The organism is Paenibacillus sp. 481 (assembly GCF_021223605.1).
In the GTDB taxonomy this organism is placed as follows: Bacteria; Bacillota; Bacilli; order Paenibacillales; family Paenibacillaceae; genus Paenibacillus_B.
Genome location: NZ_CP075175.1, coordinates 464,793 through 479,207 on the forward strand (window position 1 = coordinate 464,793; position 14,415 = coordinate 479,207).

Here is a 14,415-nt window from a genome sequence, read left to right on the forward strand (position 1 = left end):
TAAATATGAAATGTATATTTGCAATACGTATGTAACGCTTATAATACGAATATTAAAATGCGTGTTGATACCACTTCACATCATAGGTACCATCTTTTTGAAAAGTAACCGCTATCGCGTCAAATCGAGTAGGCACGTCAAACTGCTGCTGTTGATAAATATACACTTGCGCCGTACGGCGTACTTGTTGAATTTTACGTGCATCGAAAGCTTCAGCTGCCGTACCGTTTCGCTGAGCTCCGCTGCGACTCCGCACCTCAACAAAGACCAGACAACCACCATCACGCGCGATAATATCAAGTTCACCGCTTCGGCAGCGCCAATTGCAGTGCAAGATCTCAATCTGTTGCGCTTGCAGCAGCTCCACTGCAAGCCGTTCCGCCTCAGCGCCACGCTGGCGCCGATGATCGACAACAACCCGCAACTTCTCAGTCACGCGATTTCCACCCCTTTGTGGCACGCTGGTCTGTACGATAAATAAATGAAAGCACTTCTGCGACAAGATGATACAATTCAGGCGGGATTTGCTGGTCGATATCGATTTTAGAAAGTACTTCGACTAACGATGCATCTTCTTGTACAGGCACTCCACTCTCACGAGCCTTATCCAAAATACGATCCGCAAGCAATCCCTGCCCTTTAGCTACGACGACAGGTGCCTCACCCTGCTTCGGGTCGTATTTAAGTGCTACCGCCTTTGCGCGTTTGTAAGGCTGTTCTCCTGACGTACTCATACGCGCATATCCACTCCTCTGTACGGCTTCAGCGCGTAATCGTCTGCATTGAACCGAGCAGACGGCGACTCGCTCTCCACCTCGTTCTGCTCTGGAGGCGGAAGTGCGCGAAACGCTGACAATTTGTAGCCCACGGTTTCAATCGCTGCATCTATTTCATCGCGAAAGCTAATCAACCAATCACCAAGCTCTGGATTGGGATGATGTATATTTAACGCTACTGCCCGATCAACGACTTGTACATCGACTAATGTTCGCCCCATCGCTTTCATGTCCAAGTCAAACCAAAGCCGACAGTTATTCGCATCTAACTCGCCCCGACGACCTTGCCGTGACTGAATATGTACGGCAGCCGTTTGTTTGCCGTCTGGTGTCATTAAAGGTACGAACATCGTGACGTGAGCAAACTGGGATTGCCGATCGCTGGCGAGCAGCAACTGTTGCCCTGTCACTTGCTGCACGAGTTGCTGCGCCGCCTCACGCAGTGCCGGCGGCACGTTCTCGCTTTGCATCAGCTGAAGCAACGCACTCTTCAGCGAATCCGCTTGCGCAGCCCCAGCCGACGCAGCGCTTAGTTGAGCAGTTGCCGCCTGTGGTAAAGAGGCGTCTGCCATCATTTGCGCTGGCATGCTAGCGAATGTGCCTGCCGCAACGTTAGAGCCCCCTGCTGTAGCAGGTGCACTGTTCGACTGTGCCGCCATGGCAGAAGCGCTTCCCGCCGCCGATGCCGTTTGCTGCTGGGTTAACGGCATGCGATGAACTTGCTGCTCATGTGTTACACCGAGCAAAGTGAGCATACGCCCAAGCCAAGCACCTGATCCTGAGCCTGCCGATCCTTGCGCACGTGCAGCTGATCCATCTGCCGCACGTAAAGCGCTGTCCGCTGCGTTTCCGGATGCTTGTCCTGCATGAGCAGTGTTCGCATTACCCGCACCTACAAGACTTCCATTAGATGCTGGCCCCGAACCGGCACCAGCCTTTATTGAATCACCCGCAGCAACCTGAGCGCTCGCAACACCACTTGCAGCACTTTTTGCAGTAGCAGCTTGACTACTCTGATTTAAATGGCTAGCCGAATGAGGCGCAGCGCGATTAGAACTGGCGCTGACATCACCAGCACTTACTCCGGTCGCACTACTTGGAGCGCTGCCTGACATGCCAGTACTGCCAGTCCCTAACGAGCCTTGCCCAACTGCCGATCCATTTGCTTGTGCTGCATGACTAGCCACAGCAACAGTACCGGAATTCGCTCCACCGCCCGCTGAACCTGTGCCCACTCCATTTTGCCCAGCCCCAGCAGCACTGCTATTGAAATGACCAGCAACGCCATTTCCTGCCGCACTGCCCTGCTGAGATCCTGAGGCTCCCGCTGATCCTGGTATAAGTGTCAGTAAGGTGCGCACAAGCGCCTGCGCATCACGTAGCGCACCTGACCATGGCGCGCCACCTCCACCAACACCAGCTCCTGTACGTCCGCCATTTCCATCCGCACCAAGTACCGTATCACTTACGCGCTGGAAATTAGCAAGCAATTCATGCAGCTGCTTGCCAAACATAGCCTGATGCAGCCCGCGAACCGTCTCACCCGTTAACGGTAGTTGACGTCGCACAGCTACACTTGCCGCCTGCATCCACTCATCGGCCGCTACGTTTGGCGGCTTCATCGCAAAAGCTTGCGCAAGCTTGTTAGTCAGTTCCTTCGTCATAGGCACACCCGCCCGCTGAAGGTCCATAATTAAAGAACGTGCCCAAGGCTCGTTCGGTAGACCCGCTTGCTTTAACGTATCTCCAACCGTCTGGGAAGAAGCCATGCCTGCACCGTCTGTCGGCTTTAAAATGACGACACCGTCTGCTTGCTGCCCCTGAACTTGCATCCAAGTCGTTTGCCCGGGCGTTAACGGTGTTTCCAATGTCGCACGCACAGGAACACCGTTAATGTTGACTGTTGCTTCACGGCCATTTTCCGCTACGTTCATCACAACACCGCGCACAACTTGTCCGGTCTTCAGCTCTAATGCACGCGTCTCTCCGGGACTCGCCTCCCCAATAAGTCCGCGTACCAAATTTGTTATGTTCACGATCATTCCTCCGTTCATTCCGATTCCTATACCTCTATATCGGCAAAACGAAGCCGGAACATAAGCTGCCGGCATCCATCACTTTCACTTGAGACTTAAAATAATGTGAGTTGCTCTTGCACAAGTGATTTGAGAAAAGATCTTCGATGCATGGAAGTAGGACCATACTGTTCAAGCTTTTCATAATGCAGTTTCGTACCGTATCCTTTATGAGTGGCAATACCGTATTCAGGGTAGCGCTCATCCCATTCTCCTGCACATAATCTGTCGCGTGTCACTTTCGCAATAATCGAAGCTGCCGCAATCGATTGGCTATTGGCGTCCCCTTTAATAATCGCTTCTTGCGGTAATGGGATTTCAATTTTCTCTGCATCCACAAGTAGCACTTCTGGAGAGACTGCTAATTGTTCGACCGCTGTCTTCATCGCTAAGCGCGCAGCTTGCTTGATATTAATACGATCGATCGTCTGCGCGTCCACATGTGCGACTGCCCAAGCGATTGCCTGCTCCATAATGATCTCATAAAGGGCATCCCGCTTTTTTTCAGATAGCTTCTTAGAATCATTAATTCCATCAATCACACAATCAGTTGGCAAAATAACAGCTGCAGCTACAACGTCCCCGAACAAGCAACCTCGTCCCACCTCATCAATGCCAGCAATATACTGGTAGCCTTTCTCCCAGTATTGTCGTTCCCATGCAAACAAATCTACGGGCGGTTGCGATTCTGCTTTTTTCATCCCCATTACACAGCTCTCCTCCTCTGCAAACAACACATATATATAACAATAGCGCCGTACACCATAAAGGCGTAACCAGCGCTACTTGATACATTTCTATTTTGCCATAAATGAATATGGCTCTTCAAACGTAAGTCGTCCCATCTTCCCTGCACGCAGTTCACGCAAAATCAAGCTGGACGCCTTTTCCAAATCAACGCCACCGCCACTTACTAAGCAGCCACGTTTTCGTCCGATATGCTCCATAATCTGTACAATTTCATCAGAATTATCAAGATCTTGCGGCAATCCCGGCAAATCAAATCGTTCCACAAAACGCTCCCCATATTGAGGAATTAAATATTTGAGCGCGTAAAACGCGATATCTTCCACATTTAACAATTGTTCTTTAATTGCACCTGTTGCTGCCAGGCGATAGCCCACCGTTTGATCCTCAAATTTCGGCCACAAAATACCTGGCGTATCGAGCAATTCCATTTCACCTTCAACCTTAATCCACTGCTGTCCCTTCGTAACACCAGGACGGTCACCCGTCGCTGCTACGCTACGACCAGCAAGTTTGTTGATTAGTGTTGATTTACCGACGTTAGGAATGCCGACAATGAGTGCCCGCACAGGACGAGGCTTCATTCCTTTTGCAACTTGCCGTGCAATTTTATCTGCAAGCAGCTTACGAGCCTCGACAGGAATCTGATTCACGTTTGTACCCGAAGAGGAATCCACAGCCAACACTGCGTGTCCTTCATTCTGAAAAGCGCGCATCCATTTAGCCGTTACATCCGGGTCTGCCAAATCGGTCTTATTCAAAATAATGAGCCGTGGCTTATTCCCTAAAATATCGTTTATCATCGGGTTGCGGCTTGACATCGGCAGACGCGCATCCAATAGCTCGATAGCCACATCGATAAGCTTTAATTTCTCCTGGATTTGACGTCTCGCTCTGGTCATATGCCCAGGGAACCATTGGATTGACATCGCTATCCACCTCCATTTAGCCGTTATATGCTAATAATGTTCAATAAGCTTCATTTGTGACAGCGGCCAGAAAATAACGTCCGCCCGTCCAATCACATCTTTAAGCGGAATAAAGCCTAATGAGCGGCTGTCTGTACTATTTCCACGATTATCTCCCATTACAAAAATATGGCCTGCTGGAACTTTCGTTTCAGTTACCATCTCGTTCGGGAAATCGCGATTACTGTACAGCTTTCCATTTTTGTGAGCTTCATCTAACGCTTGTTGTATGTAAGGCTCTGCAACCTTTTTACCATTTACGAGTAAATCGTCATCTCGATACTCAATCGTATCTCCTGCTACACCTATAACACGTTTAATTAAATCACGATTTTCACGCGGTACGTGGAATACTACAACCTCTCCCACTTCTGGATCACGGAAATCGTACAACATTTTATTAACGATCAGTCGTTCACCCGTCCAAAAATTAGGCTCCATCGAAGGGCCATCCACAATAAACGGCGCAAACAGTAACCAGCGGACGATTACAACAAGCACAACTGCAATCGCTATCGCTTTGATCCATTCCAGCAACTCATTCTTTTTACCTGTCGGCTTTGCTTCCGGTTGATCCGGCGCGTTCGGTTGTAACAATTGATCTTTTTGATCCATCAGCCGTGCCCCGCTTTCTCCTAGGATGCGTATTATGTGTTCACCTCATGCGATCGTTTGCTTTAAAAAAGCACGTTTCGTCGCACGAATAAACGCCGCACAAATAGCAAAAGGGGCTTGCAAGCAAGCCCCCGTTCGTTCCTTAACGGATCTCTTTGATTCTCGCTGCTTTACCGCGAAGATTACGAAGATAATAAAGCTTCGCACGACGCACTTTACCACGGCGAGCCACTTCGATTTTATCGAGCTTTGGCGAATGAAGCGGGAACGTACGTTCAACTCCTACACCGTAGGAAATTTTACGAACTGTAAACGTTTCGCTAATACCACCGCCACGGCGCTTGATTACAACACCTTCAAACAACTGGATACGCTCACGAGTTCCCTCGATAACTTTTACGAAAACTTTCAAAGTATCACCAGGGCGAAAACTCGGAAGATCCTTGCGAAGCTGTTCTTGAGTAATCGTTTGTACGATATTCATCTATGACTCCCTCCTTCCACACAGGTGTTCTTGCCTCTCAATGCGCTATGCAATAGGTGCGCATCTCATTGATAACAGAGGACCACCGTATTCCAAACAACAGAGATTATTTTAACATATAGCAGGAATTAATACAAGGCTTTTATCTGTCCATCACTTGTACTACGCATGATGAAAAAAATGTATTCTTCTTCATGATGTAATCCACGTTTATTCATAAAGTGCATCTTTTAATTTGGAGGACATGGTTGCTTTAGGTACCTGCTTCAAAATCGACTTGCGCAGCCGCTCATTTTCACCTGATAGCTGTTCAATTTGTTCAAGTAATTCAAGCATCAACTGCTTCGACTCGGGATTCAACGTCTGCTCGACACTGCCGATTCGTTGTTTGTAACTGGTCAACATTGGTTCTATCATGGCATAAATCCGCCTTCTCGTTTAATTATGATAATTTCCATTATAGACGTTGCATTTCAGTTTCGACAAGCGCGTTCCCTGCTCATGATCATGATAAACTGGACTTATTTAGTGGAATACGTTATAATAGTGGAGTTGCAACATTTTAACCCTCAAATAGTTCCTCATATTGAATAGTGATTCTCCCACTCTGAAGTATCCATTTCCTTTATGATTTTTAACCCAAACTGGATAACCCAACTGGATGTTGAAGAAATGTTGAAGTAAGAAGAGTATTACTGAATCACACTGGCGCGGTCTTCGGAGCCGCAAGGACGGAAGAGAGGTAGGGCTTCTGTTGTTTTAGAATACAATAACGATGATAATCATATATTCAGCCGTTAGGAACGAGAGGCAAGTAAAAAAGCCCTGTGTGCTGGACAAGCAAGTTCGCAAGTGTACAACGAACCAATGCTTTCCCGCTTAACACAGGGCCTTTCTATATCCAAATACGTGTAGAGCACTACGCGTTCCCATCCACATCCACAGTTCTCAACTGCTGTAGCAGTTTCCGATCTTGATCAGAAAGTTTGATGTTAGTTAACAGATCAGGACGACGGTCTAACGTGCGCTTGAGCGCTTGCTCATTGCGCCATTTTTCAATATTCACATGATGTCCTGATAATAGAACGTCAGGTACTTTCCACCCACGGAACTCCGCTGGACGTGTATAGTGCGGATACTCCAGTAATCCTGTGCTGAAGGAATCCGTAACTGCTGACGATTCATTGCCCAGTACACCTGGCAATAGTCTGACAACCGAGTCAACGACGACCATTGCTGGTAGTTCACCGCCCGTTAACACGTAATCCCCAACTGATAGTTCATCGGTAACTAAGTACTCGCGAATACGCTCGTCATATCCTTCATAATGCCCACAAATAAAAATAAGGTGCTCTTCTTGTGAAAGCTCTTCCGCTTTCGCCTGCGTAAACGTTTCACCTTGCGGGCACATAAGGATGACGCGAGGACGTTTGTCTGTAGAAGCACCAGCTTGTCCTTGCGCCACAACAGCTTCAACAGCTGCAAAGATAGGCTCTGGCTTTAACACCATGCCGCCTCCGCCGCCATATGGATAGTCGTCTACTGTCGAATGCTTGTTCGGGGAATAGTCACGGAAATTGACCGCATTCAACGACACAATGCCCTTTTCCTGTGCCTTCCCTAAAATGCTTGCACCGAAAACCCCTTCACACATTTCTGGAAAAATGGTGAGTACGTCAATTCGCATTACACCAAGCCCTCCATCAAATGAACCGTTACGAGCTTCTCTTGTACGTTTACATCAAGCACGACTTCATCAATAACCGGAATAAGCAATTCTTTACCTTTTGGTTGTTTGACAACCCACACATCGTTCGCACCTGGTGCAAGAATTTCCTTAATCGTTCCAAGCTCTTCACCCTCGTCTGTAACGACGCGGCAGCCCACAATTTCAAAATAGTAATATTCGTTATCTGGCAATTCCAATAAGTCCGCTTCTGTTACCTTTAAAATCCAGCCTTTATATTTTTCAACATCATTAATGTTATCAAACTGCTCTAACTTCACGACATACATATTTTTATGTTCACGTGACCGTTCTACTTTAACTGGAATCGTTTGGTTCGTTTCGGGATTAATCATTAGCAGTTCGCTATCTTTTGCAAAACGAACTTCTGGAAAGTCGGTCTGCGGGTACACTTTAATTTCGCCGCGAATGCCTTGTGTGTTAACAACTTTGCCGACCGTAAACATTTTTTCAGCCATATTGAATCCTCCTGCACATTTACGTGTGCCCCTAGTGTAACACAAAAAGTTATCTACATACGAAAAAAGGGCTAGGATATTCATCCTAACCCATTTCCTCATGTTAAGAAATAATGTCCACGGCAACTCGTTTCGGAACCTTAACGGCTGCCGACGTGACGACCGTGCGGAGCGCTTTGGCAATGCGCCCTTGCTTCCCAATTACCTTCCCGACATCATCAGGATGGACGTGAAGCTCGTAGACAACAACGTTGTCTTTTTCCACGATCTCCACACGGACCTCATCCGGATGATCGACCAAAGCGCGTGCAATAACTGACACTAACTCTTTCATTCACGACCCTCCGAAAGATGAGATTACTTCTGCAATTTTAGCTCATGGAACTTCTTCAGAACTCCAGCTTGACTAAGCAAGTTGCGAACTGTGTCAGAAGCTTGAGCACCTGTTTGCAGCCATTTCAACGCTTTTTCTTCGTTGATGCTAACTACTGCAGGTTGAGCAACCGGGTTGTAGAAACCGATCTCCTCGATAAAACGACCATCACGAGGGGAGCGGGAATCGGATACAACGACACGGTATGCAGGTGCTTTATGAGCACCCATACGTTTCAAACGAATACGTACTGCCACGACATTCACCTCCTTAACGGAATACTGTAAGGCTTAGCGGAAAGGAAACTTCATTCCTTTACCCACTTTGCTCTTCATATTTTTCATCATTTTAGGACCCTTAGGTCCCATCATGTCTGAGAACTGTTTCATGACACGGCGCATCTCGTCAAATTGCTTGATGAGACGATTAACGTCAGCAAGCGCCGTACCGCTGCCTGTCGCAATACGCTTGCGACGGCTGTGATTGATGAGATCCGGATCTTGACGTTCAGCGGTCGTCATGGAACGTACAATTGCTTCAATGCGTCCCATTTGACGTTCGTCTACTTTCAAGTTAGCCGTCTGCTTCATCTTGTTCATGCCCGGAATCATATCAAGAATTTGGTCGATTGGACCAAGCTTCTTCACTTGCTGCATCTGCTCAAGAAAATCATCGAACGTAAAGTCCGCGTTGCGCATTTTGCGTTCCATTTCCTTCGCCATATCAGCATCAATGTTCGCTTGCGCCTTCTCAATCAGGGAGAGCATGTCGCCCATACCGAGAATTCGTGAAGCCATCCGCTCTGGATGGAACGGCTCGAGCGCATCAATCTTCTCGCCCAACGCTGCGAATTTAATCGGGCAGCCTGTAACAGCTTTAACCGATAGTGCAGCACCACCACGCGTATCCCCGTCAAGCTTCGTCAGAACAACGCCCGTAAGCTCAAGCTGTGAATTAAAGCTTTCTGCTACGTTTACAGCGTCTTGTCCTGTCATCGCATCGACGACGAGTAGCACTTCATCCGGTTTCACTGTCGCGTGAATCTGCTTCAGCTCATCCATCAAAGCTTCATCGATATGCAGTCGACCCGCAGTATCGATAATGACATAGTCCAAGTGATTCTCTTTCGCATGCTCCATCGCTTGGCGTGCAATATCGACCGGATTCGCTTGATCACCAAGCGTGAATACCGGAACTTTAATCTGCTCACCTAGCACTTGAAGCTGCTTTATCGCAGCCGGACGATAAATATCGGCAGCCACGAGAAGAGGCTTGTGATTCTGCTTCTGCAACAGCTTTGCCAGTTTACCAGATGTCGTTGTCTTACCAGCACCTTGTAGACCAGCCATCATAATGACTGTTGGCGGCTTGTTTGCTTTAGCCAGCTTCGCAGCCGAGCCCCCCATCAAATCCGTCAATTCCTTATTGACGATGTCGATGATAACCATGCCCGGTGTGAAGCTCTTCATCACTTCTTGGCCGACAGCCTTCTCTTTTACTTTGGCGATAAATTCTTTAACTACTTTGAAGTTAACGTCTGCTTCGAGAAGAGCTAGTCGCACTTCGCGCATCGCTTCGTTGACGTCGTCTTCTGTTATCTTGCCTTTGCCGCGTAGTTTACTAAATACGTTCTGCAATCGGCTTGTTAATCCTTCAAATGCCATTTCAATTCACCCCGTTCCCTTAATCCAACGCCTGCAGTTCACGGACAATCGCCTGCAGTTCCGCACGCTGCGGGTCGGGCATGCCTGTTATATTAGTTAATGCGTCGTGCAGCATCACTGTCAGCTTCATTCGTTGTTCGAACTTCACCATCAGTTCAAGCTTGCTTTCATACGCTTCAAGCGTCTGCTCTGCTCGCTTAATATGCTCGTACACCGCCTGACGGCTGATGCCAAACTCCGCTGCAATTTCACCCAAGGAAAAATCATCATGAAAATAACATTTCAGAAACGTCTGCTGCTTCTCCGTTAAGAGATGCTCATAAAAGTCGAACAGCATATTAATGCGATTCGTCTTCGCCAGTACGTGTTCTTCGTTCATCCGGGCCACTCCTTTCGTCAAGGAAAAACACTTTACAGCCCATCAACGTCCCTAATCATATCTAAATACGTTAACGATGTCAAGGGGTTTACCTTAACAATTAGAAATAAAAAAAGTTCAGCGGGACAAATTAAAATCCCCCTGCTCCAACCGGCTGCAAATGCCAAGTCGTTCAGGGGGATTATTTGCTCGCTATGTGTTCATGAGGCGCTCATGTTTAGAAGGGCTGCATACCGAGCGTATCCAGCTTTTCTCCTGTAATATCAACGCCAATATTACTTGTTATATCGCGGTAGTGTCCGACGCGTCGTGCAATTCGACCGTCTTCTTCACCACGATTTCCTTCGAGGCCACCATTAATAACCATAATGGTTGCACCAAAGCTTGGTACCAAGCCTTTCGCTTTTTCCTCAGCAGAAGGAATCCATTTACCTACCATAATATCGTGACAAGATGGCTTTGGCGGCTGTGGTGTCATCCAAAACAAAATGCCAGTCACAAATCCGAGTTTACCATCTTGCTTCACTAATTCAGGCGTTTGCAGCAGCACATTTTTATCACCGTAAATAATGGAACTAAATAAACCATAGTTATAGTTCCAGCTCAACTGAATCGGCCCACGTCCATGATAGGACTTACCAGGAGCCGGCGGATAGTCAGCGTGTTGTTCATCGCGATAGCCTGGGGCTGTTCCAATGCCAACTTCCTCATTCCAGTACAGACCCCAGCGCAGTGTTCCTCCAGGTGCAGCAGGCCAGCCACCACCTGTTTCATGTGCAATGTTTGCTAAGAATCCAGCCAACTCCCGCTTGTTGTCACGTGCGGTACCTTCTCTAAGAAATGTACCGAAGTCAACAACTTGGGAGACGATTGGCTTATTGATGACCCAATCGTCGTTAAAGCCCTTCGTTTCTAGTAGCTTTGTTTCCTTCTTGCCCGTCTTGTCCAGACGATAAATGCGCTGTAGCCATTTTTGGCCTGCGCGATACTCCAGTTTGTATTTAATATTTGCTACTTCCCGCACGGCGGATTTTAAGTTGTCATAGGAATAGTAGTCCGTCTGATTCGGGTCGTAATACTTCTCTTTTTTCGCATGCTGATGCCATTGGGGCGAGCCGATGCGCATCGGAAACAGCGCTTCGTACTGCGCTTGCGGCAATGCAGCCTCAACAGCTTGCACAGCCGATTCTGGCGCGAACTTAGGATCAATCCCTTGCCATAGCGCCTGAATCTGCGCATCTGTCAGCACGCGACTTTGTCCGACAGCAATGTCGCCGATGCTTGTGCGTACGGCCAGTTCCGCACTTAACGTCCCATTCCCAGCTGCATCCAACGCTTTAACGGTGTACGTATAAGCAGTGTCTGCTAGAAGCCCTGTATCAGCAAAGGTCAATCCAGCGGTTGACGTAACTTTTACACCGTTTCTATAAATCTCGTACTGCACGACTCCGACGTTATCCGTCGCCGCGGTCCACGAAATCGTAACCGATTGAGATGTCAGCGCTGTAGCTTGAAGGCTGGTTGGTGCAGTAGGTGCCGTTGTGTCTGGCGTACCCGGATTACCACCGCCATTGCCAGGATCGTTGCCGATCAGTTCCCACGGGTATTCCGCTGGATTCGTGGCAGGCGTTTCCGGATTATAGCCTTGCGTCCACCATCTGGCTTTGTAAAGTTTGCCTTTATACGATACGATATCACCTGCCTGGTAAGCCTTATCAGCTTGCCAAGGTGTTGGTTTAACCGCTTGTTGTAGGTCTGGCGCTTGTTGTGGTGTTGGTTGTACTAGTTGTACTGATTGTACAACTTGTTCTTGGTTCACAACAGGATTTGCTTCAAGTGCTTCAAGCGTTGGACTGATCGGTAGAATCAACAGTGAAGTGGTTAAGGCTGCCAAGCAAGCACGCGCCAAAAAACGGCGTGAATACGGATACTTTTGCAAGGACATGTAATACCTTCCCTTCTCCTATCCAGTTAGCTGAAATCATCTAGCACGATGAGTTTGAATCCTGATAGAGTCACGAGAACAATATGAACACGTTAAAATGGCTGCATGCCGAGTGTGTCCAGCTTCTCGCCTGAAATGTTCACGCCGCTCTTGTTCGTCAAGTCACGGTAGTGTCCGACACGACGAGCAATACGGTAATCATCTTCGCCTTTATTTCCTTCTAAGGCACCGTTAATAACCATAATGGTAGCGCCGAATCCTGGAACAAGCCCTTTTGCCGATTGCTCAGGTGTTGGCACATAATTGCCAACCATAATGTCATGCGCAGACGGCTTCGGCCATTGTGGCGTCATCCAGAACAAGATACTGGACATAAAGCCGAGTCTACCGTCTCTTTCAATTTTTTCTGGTGCTTGCAGCAGTACATTTTTATCACCGTAAATAATCGAACTTGTTAATCCATAGTTATAATTCCAGCTTAATTGAATGGCACCCCGTCCATGATAGGACTTGCCTGGTACTGCTGGATAATCCTTGTTTGCTCCGTCTACGTAACCGATACCCCCGTTAATATAATTAATTTCCTCATTCCAGTACAGACCCCACGTCAAGAAGCTTGGTGTGCCTGCGGTTCCCCCTCCTGTTTCATGCGAGATATTAGCCAAAAATCCAGCCAGTTCGCGTTTGCGATCCTTATCCGTTCCTTCTTTCAAGAAAGTTCCGAAATCAACAATTTTCGCTTTGATCGGTTTATTGCGGTTCCATTCAGCATTGAAATCTTGTTCTTCATACACGAGCGTTTCCGTTTTTGTCGCTTTATCTAGACGATAAATTTGTTTATTAAACTCGCTATTACTATTTGGAAGCACACGATGTACAACTTTATATTTAATGTTCGAAATGTCACGCACAGCTGAAATCAAGTTGTCGTAGGAGAAATAGTCGCCGAGAGTGCTCTTTTTAGCGTAGTAATTCTTGTCTTTAGCAAATGCGTGCCATGCCGTAGATCCAAGACGCATTGGGAAATATGCTTCGTATTCGGCCTTAGGCAGTGCAGATTGAACGGCCGCTACTGCTTTGTCAGGACCGTATTGTGGATCGATACCTTGCCACAGGGACTGAATTTGGACGTCGTTGAGTACACGACTCTGTCCGACTTTAAGATCATCGCCAATGCTTGGCCCATCGGATGTCTTGGCAGTAATTGCAGCGCTTGCTGTTGTGTTGCCCGCTGCATCAACAGCTTTCACAACATACTCATATGAAGTAAGCTTCTGCAATCCGCTGTCTTTGTAGGTCAACTCTGCCGTTGTTCCTACTTTAGCGCCATTGCGAAATACATCATACTGCTTCACACCTACATTATCCGTCGCTGCACCCCATGATAGGGTAATCGTGACGTCGGATTGAGCCGTTGATACTAAGCCTGTCGGCGCAGTTGGTGGGGTCGTATCTACTGGACCCGGACCTGAGTCATTGCCAACAAACTCCCATGGTGATTCCCACGGATTCGTGACTGGCTTGTCCGGCTTATCTCCTTGTGTCCACCATTTCGCTTTGTACAACTTGGATGCGTAAGACACGATCTGACCTGCGCTGTACGCCTTCGCAGCATCCCATTGTGGAGCTGTTGCCAGTGGAGCATTCGGCTGTTGTTCAGGTACTAGTGGAGCAGGTGGAGCTACAAGATTCGGATCTTGTGGCAGTTGCCCCTCAACTGGTGGAAGCGCTTCCTTTGGCGTGCCGGCTTCTGGGGAAAGCTTAGGTACCTCTGGAGTCTGTTGCGGCACTTCCGGTACCGTTACCGGAGCTGGGCTTGTCCCAGCTTGGGCAGACGCGGATGGTCCAACCGGGAAGACACCTACAAAGAGCGTTGCGCTAAGCGCAGCAGTCATCGTGCGCAGCAAAAATTTGCGCGAAAAAGGGTACTTTGAATTCATAAATCAAAAACTCCTTTTTGGATGAATTTGGAATACAACTCTATTATATTAAAATAAATAGATAATCACCATAGGTTTTGAGTATGAAAAGAAACATTTTTTTCTCAATGTGCCGAACAGACTCAGAGGAACTATCAAGGAAGGATAATATATGCTCATACATAGCAGGCAATTACGTAGCTAAGTATATAGCGCCCACTATATTTTGACGTACTATACCTTTTCAAAGCCGATCTCGAAAAGC

General features: G+C 47.7%; 16 protein-coding genes. All 16 read right to left on the minus strand.

The genetic code is table 11. The features are described from left to right. Window positions 1-52: 52 nt before the first annotated feature. The 16 genes from KIK04_RS01935 to KIK04_RS02010 all read right to left on the minus strand — a co-directional run bounded on the left by KIK04_RS01935 (window position 53) and on the right by KIK04_RS02010 (window position 14,171). Window positions 53-436: a YraN family protein gene (locus KIK04_RS01935; RefSeq protein WP_232276671.1), complete on the minus strand. Its 384-nt coding sequence runs from the start codon at window positions 434-436 to the stop codon at window positions 53-55. Then, window positions 429-734 (minus strand): EscU/YscU/HrcU family type III secretion system export apparatus switch protein, encoded by a 306-nt coding sequence (locus KIK04_RS01940; RefSeq protein ID WP_232276672.1) that lies wholly within the window; start codon window positions 732-734, stop codon window positions 429-431. Before KIK04_RS01940 ends, KIK04_RS01935 begins: the two co-directional genes overlap by 8 nt. After that, window positions 731-2,818 carry a TrbL/VirB6 family protein gene (locus tag KIK04_RS01945; RefSeq protein WP_232278554.1) on the minus strand — a complete coding sequence of 696 codons (2,088 nt, stop codon included), beginning with the start codon at window positions 2,816-2,818 and terminating at the stop codon, window positions 731-733. Before KIK04_RS01945 ends, KIK04_RS01940 begins: the two co-directional genes overlap by 4 nt. Window positions 2,819-2,907: 89 nt before the next feature. Beyond that, window positions 2,908-3,558: a ribonuclease HII gene (locus KIK04_RS01950; RefSeq protein WP_232276673.1), complete on the minus strand. Its 651-nt coding sequence runs from the start codon at window positions 3,556-3,558 to the stop codon at window positions 2,908-2,910. Between the two features lie 90 nt (window positions 3,559-3,648). Then, a complete protein-coding gene (gene ylqF / locus KIK04_RS01955) occupies window positions 3,649-4,527 on the minus strand; it encodes a ribosome biogenesis GTPase YlqF (RefSeq protein WP_232276674.1) in 879 nt (292 codons plus the stop codon). A gap of 30 nt (window positions 4,528-4,557) precedes the next feature. Beyond that, a complete protein-coding gene (lepB, locus tag KIK04_RS01960) occupies window positions 4,558-5,181 on the minus strand; it encodes a signal peptidase I (RefSeq protein ID WP_232276675.1) in 624 nt (207 codons plus the stop codon). A gap of 142 nt (window positions 5,182-5,323) precedes the next feature. Then, window positions 5,324-5,665 (minus strand): 50S ribosomal protein L19, encoded by a 342-nt coding sequence (gene rplS / locus KIK04_RS01965; protein ID WP_232276676.1) that lies wholly within the window; start codon window positions 5,663-5,665, stop codon window positions 5,324-5,326. Window positions 5,666-5,875: 210 nt separating this feature from the next. Continuing rightward, window positions 5,876-6,082, minus strand: a complete 207-nt coding sequence (locus KIK04_RS01970) for a hypothetical protein (RefSeq protein ID WP_232276677.1) — start codon at window positions 6,080-6,082, stop codon at window positions 5,876-5,878. Window positions 6,083-6,584: 502 nt separating this feature from the next. Then, entirely contained in the window at window positions 6,585-7,352 is a 768-nt protein-coding gene (gene trmD / locus KIK04_RS01975; RefSeq protein ID WP_232276678.1) for a tRNA (guanosine(37)-N1)-methyltransferase TrmD, read from the minus strand. Next, the gene (gene rimM / locus KIK04_RS01980) at window positions 7,352-7,870 is read right to left on the minus strand and encodes a ribosome maturation factor RimM (RefSeq protein WP_232276679.1); all 519 of its coding nucleotides are present in this window, start codon (window positions 7,868-7,870) and stop codon (window positions 7,352-7,354) included. The genes trmD and rimM overlap by 1 nt, the downstream gene beginning before the upstream one ends. 103 nt (window positions 7,871-7,973) lie before the next feature. Then, complete coding sequence (locus tag KIK04_RS01985; protein ID WP_232276680.1) at window positions 7,974-8,204, minus strand: KH domain-containing protein; 231 nt, start codon at window positions 8,202-8,204, stop codon at window positions 7,974-7,976. A 23-nt stretch (window positions 8,205-8,227) separates the two neighbouring features. Then, window positions 8,228-8,500 (minus strand): 30S ribosomal protein S16, encoded by a 273-nt coding sequence (gene rpsP / locus KIK04_RS01990; protein ID WP_232276681.1) that lies wholly within the window; start codon window positions 8,498-8,500, stop codon window positions 8,228-8,230. A gap of 33 nt (window positions 8,501-8,533) precedes the next feature. Beyond that, a complete protein-coding gene (gene ffh / locus KIK04_RS01995; protein ID WP_232276682.1) occupies window positions 8,534-9,907 on the minus strand; it encodes a signal recognition particle protein in 1,374 nt (457 codons plus the stop codon). Between the two features lie 19 nt (window positions 9,908-9,926). Continuing rightward, on the minus strand, window positions 9,927-10,286 hold the full coding sequence (locus KIK04_RS02000; RefSeq protein ID WP_232276683.1) for a putative DNA-binding protein: 360 nt from the start codon (window positions 10,284-10,286) through the stop codon (window positions 9,927-9,929). A gap of 217 nt (window positions 10,287-10,503) precedes the next feature. Next, window positions 10,504-12,231, minus strand: coding sequence for a glycoside hydrolase family 19 protein (locus KIK04_RS02005; RefSeq protein ID WP_232276684.1), 1,728 nt, complete (start codon window positions 12,229-12,231; stop codon window positions 10,504-10,506). A 92-nt stretch (window positions 12,232-12,323) separates the two neighbouring features. After that, window positions 12,324-14,171: a glycoside hydrolase family 19 protein gene (locus KIK04_RS02010; protein ID WP_232276685.1), complete on the minus strand. Its 1,848-nt coding sequence runs from the start codon at window positions 14,169-14,171 to the stop codon at window positions 12,324-12,326. Window positions 14,172-14,415 lie beyond the last annotated feature (244 nt).

What these genes read in the sequence shown, in the direction of transcription:
- KIK04_RS02010 (WP_232276685.1), bottom strand. Translation starts at nt 14,171, where the DNA reads ATGAATTCAAAGTACCCTTTTTCGCGCAAATTTTTGCTGCGCACGATG.
- KIK04_RS02005 (WP_232276684.1), bottom strand. Translation starts at nt 12,231, where the DNA reads ATGTCCTTGCAAAAGTATCCGTATTCACGCCGTTTTTTGGCGCGTGCT.
- ffh (WP_232276682.1), bottom strand. Translation starts at nt 9,907, where the DNA reads ATGGCATTTGAAGGATTAACAAGCCGATTGCAGAACGTATTTAGTAAA.
- KIK04_RS02000 (WP_232276683.1), bottom strand. Translation starts at nt 10,286, where the DNA reads ATGAACGAAGAACACGTACTGGCGAAGACGAATCGCATTAATATGCTG.
- KIK04_RS01940 (WP_232276672.1), bottom strand. Translation starts at nt 734, where the DNA reads ATGAGTACGTCAGGAGAACAGCCTTACAAACGCGCAAAGGCGGTAGCA.
- ylqF (WP_232276674.1), bottom strand. Translation starts at nt 4,527, where the DNA reads ATGTCAATCCAATGGTTCCCTGGGCATATGACCAGAGCGAGACGTCAA.
- trmD (WP_232276678.1), bottom strand. Translation starts at nt 7,352, where the DNA reads ATGCGAATTGACGTACTCACCATTTTTCCAGAAATGTGTGAAGGGGTT.
- lepB (WP_232276675.1), bottom strand. Translation starts at nt 5,181, where the DNA reads ATGGATCAAAAAGATCAATTGTTACAACCGAACGCGCCGGATCAACCG.
- rimM (WP_232276679.1), bottom strand. Translation starts at nt 7,870, where the DNA reads ATGGCTGAAAAAATGTTTACGGTCGGCAAAGTTGTTAACACACAAGGC.
- rplS (WP_232276676.1), bottom strand. Translation starts at nt 5,665, where the DNA reads ATGAATATCGTACAAACGATTACTCAAGAACAGCTTCGCAAGGATCTT.
- KIK04_RS01985 (WP_232276680.1), bottom strand. Translation starts at nt 8,204, where the DNA reads ATGAAAGAGTTAGTGTCAGTTATTGCACGCGCTTTGGTCGATCATCCG.
- KIK04_RS01950 (WP_232276673.1), bottom strand. Translation starts at nt 3,558, where the DNA reads ATGGGGATGAAAAAAGCAGAATCGCAACCGCCCGTAGATTTGTTTGCA.
- KIK04_RS01945 (WP_232278554.1), bottom strand. Translation starts at nt 2,818, where the DNA reads ATGATCGTGAACATAACAAATTTGGTACGCGGACTTATTGGGGAGGCG.
- KIK04_RS01970 (WP_232276677.1), bottom strand. Translation starts at nt 6,082, where the DNA reads ATGATAGAACCAATGTTGACCAGTTACAAACAACGAATCGGCAGTGTC.